The sequence below is a fragment of the Azospirillum sp. B506 genome (assembly GCF_000333595.1).
GTDB lineage: Bacteria > Pseudomonadota > Alphaproteobacteria > Azospirillales > Azospirillaceae > Azospirillum.
The window spans coordinates 1-1906 of sequence record NZ_BADK01000756.1 but is presented as its reverse complement, the minus strand read 5'-3'; the positions used below and the strand labels follow the sequence as shown (position 1 = coordinate 1906).

The following is a 1906-nucleotide window of genomic DNA, read 5'->3' as shown; positions in this document are numbered from 1 at the left end:
TGCGACGCAAGCTGGACGGCGCCTCGGTGTTCATCCGCACCGTCCATGGTGTCGGCTATGTCGGTGAAAAGCAAAATGCCGACTGAGGGGCGGGCCGCTGCCGGAGGCTCGCTCCGCCGTCGCCTGTTGAGCCGCATGTTCGTGGTTCTCGGCGTCGTAACCCTCATTCTGTTCCTGTTCGTCCGCTCCTATGCGCGGGAGGCGGCGGACAGCGCCTATGACCAGCTTCTGTCGGCGTCCGCCCTGTCCATCGCCGACGCCGTGCGGGTGGAGAACGGCGCCATCACGGTGGATCTGCCCTATTCCTCGCTCGGCGTGCTGGGGACGGCGCGGCATGACCGGGTCTTCTACAAGGTGATGGCACCCGGCGGCCTGCTCGTCACCGGCTACCAGGATCTGCCCGGCGCCACCGTGCATGACGACACGCCGGTGTTCCTGAACGCCGTCTACAGCGATGCCCCGGTGCGGATCGCCGTGACCGGGCGTTTCATCAGCGGGGTTGCGCGGTCCGGATGGGTGACCGTGGTGGTGGCCCAAACCCGCGAGGCCCGCGACCTGCTGGCTTCCCGGCTGGTCGCCAACTCCTTCGCGCCCATCGCCTTCGCCGTGGTGGTCGGTGCTTTCCTGCTCTGGCTCGGAGTCCGTCAGGCGTTGGCGCCCTTGAGCTTTCTGGAGGCGCTGATCCGGGCGCGGCGCCCACAGGACTTCACCCCGATCGACACCCCGGTGCCGAGCGAGGTCGGCCAGCTGCTGGCCGCCATCAACCAGCTGGTGGTCCGCTTCAAGGCCAACCTGGATGCCACCCAGTCCTTCCTGGCCGACGCGGCGCACCAGATCCGCACCCCCCTGGCGGCATTGCGCTCGCAGGCCGAGCTGGCGCAGCGCGAGGCCGATGTCGAGCGTCTGCGCAACCGGGTCGAACGCATCCACCGCAACGCCGTCGAGGCGAGCGAATTGACCACGCAGCTGCTGAACCACGCGACCGTCGTCCATCGCGCGGAATCCGTGCAGCCACAGGTGGTGGACCTCGACGCGCTGCTCCGGCAGATCGTGCAGCAGGTGGCCGGCCGGCCCGACACCCCCCACATCGCCCTGACCCGCGAGCAGGCCGAGGGGGATGCGCTGCTGCATGGCGATCCCGTGACCCTGCGGGAAGCCTTGTCCAATCTGCTGGACAACGCCGTCAAATATGGCGGTGCCAGCCCCATCGACGTGCATGTCCGTCCGGGAACCGCCGATTATGGCCCGCTGGTGGAAATCGCCGACCGTGGTCCCGGCATACCGGATGGGGAGAAATCCAAGGTGTTCGAGCGCTTCAGCCGTGGGCGGCAGTCCAAGGGGATTGCCGGCAGCGGTCTCGGCCTCTCGATTGCGGCCGCGGTGGCGGAAGCCCATCATGCGGCGCTCTGCCTGATCGACCGTCCCGGCGGCGGTCTGATCGTCCGACTGGAATTCCCAGCTCCCGACCGTCCCGGAGACGGCGGGGGCGGCGCCGTTCCGAGAGGGAAACGATTGCTCCCGCTCATAACGCTCCTGACGCTGCCAGCCCTTGCGCTTGCGGTCGTCAGGCCGGCCCTGGCCCTGGAGCCCGTCCTCTATCCGGCACCGATGGCAGGCACAGAGCGGCTGCGCATCGATGCCGCCACCGACCGGCCGGCAATAGAGGCACTCATCCGCGATTTCCAGCAGGCGAACCCGACGGTCACCATCGAGTACCGGGAAATGAACACCGCGGAGCTGTATGAGTCCGTCGTCAAGCGGGCGACCGGCGATGTGCCGGATCTGGTGATCAGCTCCGCCTCCGGCTTGCAGGTGAAGCTGGTGAATGACGGGCATGCACGCCGCTACAGCTCCCCGGCGACGGAGGCTCTTCCCGATTGGGCGCGGGGCGCAGTCCGCCTCGATC

1 protein-coding gene is annotated in these 1906 nt (G+C 68.2%); it reads left to right on the top strand.

What is annotated here, in order from left to right; all coding sequences use genetic code 11:
- Positions 1-75: 75 nt before the first annotated feature.
- Positions 76-1906, top strand: a 1831-nt coding sequence (locus I71_RS23680) for a sensor histidine kinase (protein ID WP_042699249.1), incomplete at its 3' end; no start/stop codon positions are given.